Annotated in this window: 5 protein-coding genes and 1 tRNA gene; 2 read left to right on the top strand and 4 right to left on the bottom strand. The window is 57.5% G+C overall.

Annotated features, from left to right (window positions below; translation table 11 throughout):
- Positions 1-88 precede the first annotated feature (88 nt).
- Positions 89-1,594 (bottom strand): lipopolysaccharide biosynthesis protein, encoded by a 1,506-nt coding sequence (locus HY17_RS07890; protein ID WP_034765411.1) that lies wholly within the window; start codon positions 1,592-1,594, stop codon positions 89-91.
- A gap of 24 nt (positions 1,595-1,618) precedes the next feature.
- Positions 1,619-2,902: a glycosyltransferase gene (locus HY17_RS07885; protein ID WP_197020248.1), complete on the bottom strand. Its 1,284-nt coding sequence runs from the start codon at positions 2,900-2,902 to the stop codon at positions 1,619-1,621.
- An 83-nt stretch (positions 2,903-2,985) separates the two neighbouring features.
- On the opposite strand from HY17_RS07885, the gene HY17_RS07880 reads away from it, so the two are divergent.
- Together HY17_RS07880 and HY17_RS07875 are read left to right on the top strand one after the other, a co-directional pair.
- Positions 2,986-4,269 (top strand): glycosyltransferase, encoded by a 1,284-nt coding sequence (locus tag HY17_RS07880; protein ID WP_065383161.1) that lies wholly within the window; start codon positions 2,986-2,988, stop codon positions 4,267-4,269.
- A 1-nt stretch (position 4,270) separates the two neighbouring features.
- Positions 4,271-5,359 carry a glycosyltransferase family 2 protein gene (locus HY17_RS07875; protein ID WP_051599826.1) on the top strand — a complete coding sequence of 363 codons (1,089 nt, stop codon included), beginning with the start codon at positions 4,271-4,273 and terminating at the stop codon, positions 5,357-5,359.
- Positions 5,360-5,533: 174 nt separating this feature from the next.
- On the opposite strand, the gene HY17_RS07870 is transcribed toward HY17_RS07875, so the two are convergent.
- Together HY17_RS07870 and HY17_RS07865 are read right to left on the bottom strand one after the other, a co-directional pair.
- Positions 5,534-5,610 (bottom strand) — tRNA-Arg (locus HY17_RS07870).
- 87 nt (positions 5,611-5,697) lie between these two features.
- The gene (locus HY17_RS07865) at positions 5,698-6,705 is read right to left on the bottom strand and encodes a trypsin-like serine protease (protein ID WP_034765406.1); all 1,008 of its coding nucleotides are present in this window, start codon (positions 6,703-6,705) and stop codon (positions 5,698-5,700) included.
- Positions 6,706-6,733: the final 28 nt, after the last annotated feature.

The following is a 6,733-nucleotide window of genomic DNA, read 5'->3' as shown; positions in this document are numbered from 1 at the left end:
GTGTTACCCATGTGTCCGGTACAATCTGTCACCCATGTCTCGAGCCGCTCATTCCAGATCGAAAATTCGGCGATGTATTTGCCGACGGTCAGCCGCCCTGCCCTGCCAGGGCACCGCGAACGGTTTTCAATGCTTCGCGCGGCTGGCCTGACAAGAGTATACGCACCGCTCGCAGGATATGCCGCCCAAGCCTTGGCATGAAGAAGTAAAGCGCCACAGGATAGACCAGCGCGCCGACTACTACCGTGGCGATGACATGAAGCAGCGGGTTCGCACCATCTGGCATAAAATCCATGAAGAGCCAAACCACCACGCCCATGACACAAGAGGCGAAGAAAGCGGAAGAACCGGCCACCAGCTGGCGAACAACGCTGAAGCCGACAACGCGCTGGATCATCCAGGTACTGAGGATGAACGTGATGACCTGTTTCGCAAGCAAGGCGAAAGCAATGGCAACCAGACCATACTGATAAGTAAGGGCGAGCAGCACAGATGTCGCGATAATGGATGTCAGAGTGATCCACGCGACGACATCCGGCCGGCCTACGCCACGGAAGACCCCCATCACAATCGCTGTGATGGGCGCGCGCAAGCCAATCACCATATAGATCTGGAAAATCGGTACACTCGGCGTCCACTGTTCGCCGAATACAACCGGTATAGCGACAGGTGCGACCACAAAAGCGCCCATGAAGGTCGGATACGCCAGCAACGCAGACATCCGGATTGCACTATCCATGGCCTGATGCAGATTTTCACGGCTATCCTGCATGGCCGACGCAACTGGCATTGCAACAGCGGCGAACGGTGCAATCAAGGCCTGGTTGGCCTGCTGGAACAGACGGGTCGGCAAATTGAACACGCCAACCGCATGGGATCCGAGTGTCATGCCGATCAGGGTTTTTGGCAGCATCTGGTCGAATGTCTGAAGGATATTCCCTGTGCCATTGACGAGGTTGAAATTGATCAGCTCTTTGAAATCCAGCCAGCTGGATTGCACTTTGGGCACCCATCGCGCGAAGAAAAGAAAACCGACCAGGCGCACGATGCGTCGGGACAGCTCCATTCCCACCAGCGCCCATTCGTTTCGCCACATCAGGGCCATGACGACCCCGATCACAGCGGCCGTTACGGTGCCAAGAATATCAACGATCGTGATTTCCTTGTATCGTAACTCCCGCCGCAACATCGCAGCCGGGACAGCAATTACAGCACCAATCGGCAGAACAGCGCCAGTAGTGATCAAAACCGGCACCACAGATGGCTCGCCGTAGGCCCTGGCGATCAGGGGTGCCAGAAGGATGAGCACTCCCCATGAGACGATCGAAAACAGGAACGACTGAAGGAAAACCGAGTTCAGATGTCCCGGCCGCAATTCCTTGCGCTGAACGAGGGCGTCACCCAACGTTCCGGATGCGATCGCATCCGGCAGGGTCACGATCACAAGCGCCATCACAAACACGCCGTAGTCGTCCGGCGTCAGGATGCGGGCGATAACGACGATTGAAAGCAGGGACCCGATCAGTGTGACCCAGTTTGCAATCGCGTTGAGCGCGACAGCCTGTCCAGCTTTTTTAAGCAGGTTAGGGCTCATGAAAAACTCCGGGCCATAACAGGTCTACCTTCCGGCATAGGAGGACGGAACCTCCCGAGGAGCGAGCCCGCTGGGCACACTCAGACGCAACACAAGTGAAGCAAGCCTGAATGCTTGTGAGAATTTCCCGGTTTGCAAGGAAAGACGGATGCGCCACACCATTGCCCGGGCGACAGCGCGCGCAATTTGAGCACCAACAGGCGACGATTGCTTGATATCAAAGAGCAGAGCACTCGCTTCTTCATCGATAAACCGCTCCTCTCCGCCATACTTCATCATCAGAGCCTTGCGCAGATCCGCAATCTCAACCCTGGCGAGCGGGTCGCCGGATATCGAGGCGGCGCTATGCAGATCCTTGCTGGCTTCCTCCCACATACCCTTCCTGATCATGACGACCCCCCGGCGAATCAATGCCCACCGGGTCATCCCCGTTTCGATCAGAGAGCAATCCGCTGGCAGGTATTTGCCAAGAGGAAGGGCCTTATCGATCCGGGAGAAAATTTCCCTGTCAAAGCGCCGCCAGTTTGAATCGCGGTCCGCTGCGTCCACCACATTGCTGGCGGTTCCGCGTGGCCGATTGTGTTGCCTCTGGTGGAACACGACGAGTTCTGTGGACGCGGGGCGGCCATGCTGGGCAAGCCGCAGCAGCATGTCGTAGTCTTGAGACCGGATCAGCGTCTCATCAAAGGGACCGACTTTACGGTACAAGGATTTCCGAACCAGCATGCCTGGCTGGTGCGCAAACATGTCGAGGAGCGTCTCAAAAAGAAAATCTTCCGGCAGGCTTTCGCTCCAGTAGCCTGTGTCGCTCCATTTCACATGACCGTTCGGCGCAATTGTAAATCGATCGTGCCGGCCGTACGCAAAGTCGGCCTCAGGGTTTGCTTCCAGAAGTTCAAGCAGGATCTCGAGCGCGTCAGGTTCGGCGATATCATCATCGTCGAACACCCAGATCAGGTCGCCTCTCGCAACTTCCAAAGCCTTGTTGAGCGCCGCCGATTTTCCGGCATTTTCCTGATTCAGGATTGAAACGTCATTTCGATAAGCTTTCAGGCGATCAATCGTGTCATCCGTCGATCCATCATTGATGACGATGATCTCATCCGGCCGCCTCGTCTGCGCCAGGATGGAATCCAACGCTTCCAGCAGCAACTCGGCCCGATTGAAGGTCGGAACGAGAACGGTGACCGAATTCGGGGGCATTGGTCTTCCTTCTGCTTGAGCGCTTTCCTGGTCTTCGGCCGTTTTCGACTGGCATCGGACTTGCTTGGGATCAGACTGAAAAGTGGCTCCGTCGTTGGTCTCCAAACCTGCAACCTGCATGCCAAACGGCACGAAACGCAGCGAACACCATCAAAGAGCGACAGCGGCGCAACCGAGAGGAGTTCGCATTGAAAATCGCGTTCTTTACAAACGCTTTTCCGATGATGTCGGAGGCCTTTATCGCGAACAGTGCGGCTGCCCTGGTAGAAGCCGGGCACGACGTTGACCTGTACGGAATCGGGAATGTCGACGCGACCGGACTTTCTGTTCCGGAAGTCGAACCCCTGCACCTCGAACAATCGACGATAAACATGCGTTGGCCGGACAATCTCTCTGATCGCTGGCGCAAGCTGCCCGGCACTCTGAAGGATTTGGTATCCCGGCATGGCATGGGCAGCCTGGTCAGAATGCAGCCGGGCATTTACCGGCGGACATTCCTGAACCTGTCCGCCGTTTACCAGGCCGCTCAGTTGCCGTCAGACGCGCATTACGACATCATCCACTGTCAATTCGCGCCGCTTGCAGAGCATGTCATAAAACACCGCCGGGCGGGTTTCCTGTCCGGTCACCTGGTTGTCAATTTCCGGGGATATGACATTTCCGAACTGGTTACGTCCCAGGGTGAGCATCTGTACGATCATATCTGGCCGGAAGCTGACGCCTTCATCTCAAATTCCGAATATTTCCGCCAACGCGCAATCGCGATCGGCTGTCCGGAAGACCGGATCAGCATCGTCGAGTCGGGCATGCGCCTCGAAAGCTTCCCATTCCAGCCGATTAGCGAAGTTTCCAATGGCGACATCCGGTTTCTCATGGTCGGGCGCCTGATCGAGCGTAAGGGATTTCACGTCGCTTTGGCTGCGCTCTCACGATACGCGCGGGCAAGCGGACGCGGCATCGCTGTCGACATAGTGGGTGACGGCGACATGCGTGCCGAACTGGAGCAACGGGCGCGCGATTGCGGGCTTGGCGAAGCCGTGACGTTTCATGGCGCTCAAAGTCACAAGGCCATCGCGGAATTCATTCGCCAGTGTGACGTTTTCCTCGCGCCGTCCATGACCTGCTCAAAAGGCAGCCAGGACGGACCCGTCAACACACTGAAGGAAGCGATGGCGATCGGCCGTCCGGTCGTGGGAACCCGTCATGGCGGCATCTCGGAACTCGTGATCGACGGTGAGACCGGCGTGCAGTGCGAAGAAGGCAGTGTCGATGCGCTTGAGCATGCCATCCACCGCATCCTCGGTATGCAGGCCCGTTGGCCGCAAATGCTCACCAATGCCCGCCAGGTCGTTGAGACCACCTATGCGCTGCCGCGAACGACCGATGCCCTGATCGACGTTTACAACTCCATTCTGATGCCCCCCTCCTCCACTCCCGGTGATGCTGCCGGTCTTGCAAAGGAAGCTGCCTGAAATGACTTCGACAACGAACACTGAGACCAAGGCCACCGTCATCGTCACCGCACGTGACCGGTTCAGTCTGGCGTCCCGCTCACTGAACAATCTCGTCGAGAAGACGACCGGTCCCTATGACCTGATTTATGTGGATGCCGGCAGCCCTAAAGCTGTTGCGGAAGAAATCCGTGCCATCTGCGAGAAAAACGGGTTCCGGTATCTGCGCTATGATCATTTTCTGGCGCCCTGCCAGGCCCGGAATATCGGTCTGCGCCTCGCGACGACACCCTACGTCGCATACTGTGAAAACGACGTGATGGTCTCTGAAGACTGGCTGGTAAACGCGGTGACCTGCGCAGAAGAAACCGGCGCAGAAGTCGTCCAGCCCCTGATCTGCCAGGGACTGCCCATGTTCACGGAAATTCACCAGGCCGGTGGTGACTTCGCAGAAGACATGGATGCGTTCTTCAATGGCACAGAGGAACAACATCGTCTCACGGACAGCCACCTCAAACACCAGGGCGAGAAGATCAAGGATGTCGACCTCAAGCGCACCGAAATTCAGGTGACCGAGGTTCATTGCTTCCTGGTACGGCGTAACGCCTTTGCGTGGCTTGGCGAGTTTGATGAGAACATGCCGTGCTCCAAGGATCATATTGATTTCAGCATCAATGTCTGGGCCAAAGGCGGCCGGATCATGCTGGAGCCATCCTCCGTCGTTTCCTTCTGTGTACCAAGCAACACATACGCTGTTGAGCCGATGGACCGCGCCTTCTTCATGTTGCGCTGGTCACCGGACTGGCAGCGCCAAAGCCTGAACCATCTTCAGAAAAAATGGAAACTGGAGAACGATCCGTACTTCAAGAACTATATGGGCAAGAGGGACTGGCGCTATCGCGCCGGGGTCGCCAAGCCGATCATCCGGAGTATTCCGATTATCGGTCGCAGCTACAAGGTGCAGCAGATTGGCGTCGAGCTGATTATGCCCATCCTGTATTTTATCGGCGCCCGGCTCGTAAAACAGCAGGCCCGGGACTATCAATCCTCCGGGCTGGCCACCTCGGAAAGTGAGCCGCAAGAAGCCATGAAGGTCAGCTCCGCAGCATAGCGGAAAGCTTCCATCAGACCGGATCGGTGGCAAACGCACGACAATGCGTTTGTCACTGATTTCTTGTTTCCAAAACCTGACCCCAATGAATTGGGGATGCGGGGCCGCAACATAGTCTTCAGCGCCCCAAATGAACGGGATACCGCCGAAACCGATTCATTGTTTAAAGGAAAATGGCGCACCCGGAGCGATTCGAACGCCCGACCCCCAGATTCGTAGTCTGGTGCTCTATCCAGCTGAGCTACGGGTGCCTGCCAAAAGGAAGGCGGACACATACAGTCAGCCCAAAAGGGATGCAAGCCTGTTTTCCCCGCCTTCTGCAGCAATATCGGATGAATTTATTCTTCGGTGTGGCCTGAGCCGTTCTCCCCTCCAGGCGGCAAATCATATTCCGGGCGATGGGATGAGGGTGTCTCAAGGTCCGGTTCGATTCCCGTTTCACCGGAAATCCATTCCGCATAGGCAGAAACGCGGGAATAAACGCCAGGACTGTCCTGCCGAGCGCAGCCGAGCCCCCAACTGACCACACCGATTTGCACGGGGCCCTCTTCCCATGTCCGCGCCACCAGCGGGCCGCCACTGTCACCCTGGCAGGAATCCGTTCCGCCGCTACCGGCACAGATCTGCAGCGCCGGATCAACGCTGACCCCGGCAAATTCCTGGTCCAGCCCGTATTTATCAATCAGCGTGGCAATTTGCTGTTTGCACGTCTCCGGGGCGACCGGCGGCACCAAGCCTTCCATCAGCGCGAGACTTGGCGCGCTGACGTGCCGCCCTGTCCGGTTGAAGCCTTCTTCCTGGCTGCCCTGTTCCTCTGTGTTCCCGTATCCGGCCACAACGACTTCGGTTTGCGCCGAGTCCGGGTCGGGTGCCCGGCCCGTCAACCCGTCCAGGCGGGAAAGCGGGCCATCCCAGCGCCCGACAATGTGAAGGAGGGCAAGGTCGTCCCCCAACTCGGCATGCCCGGACCGATAGCCTGGGTGGATGACGATCCGGTCTACCGGAAAGGATGCGTCCTTTGGCGTCTCCAGCAGCGTTCCTGCGCCGACAACGGCGTACAGCGGTCCGAAGCGCTTAAGATCACCCCGGTCATCCGGAAGGTATTGGGCGGCTCGTCCTGTTTCTGATTCAATCCGCACTGTTTCCACGCAATGGGCCGCCGTCAGGGCCCATTCCGGAGAAATCATCGAGGCACCGCATTCATGATAGATATTCCTGCCCTGCTGAGACTGGAGCGAAACGATACCCGGCCAGTCATCTGGATTCGCTTCACGTCCACCCACCACACAAGCCGTGGCAAGCGCCACTGCACCGAGGGCGAACCCCCATTTCCAGGTTGGTCTCATGCGGAAACGTCCTCCCCCTGCTTCGTCC

This window comes from Hyphomonas sp. CY54-11-8, assembly GCF_000682735.1.
In the GTDB taxonomy this organism is placed as follows: domain Bacteria; phylum Pseudomonadota; class Alphaproteobacteria; order Caulobacterales; family Hyphomonadaceae; genus Hyphomonas.
Note: the sequence above shows the minus strand (reverse complement) of the source record. Positions and strands in the feature narration are given on the sequence as shown.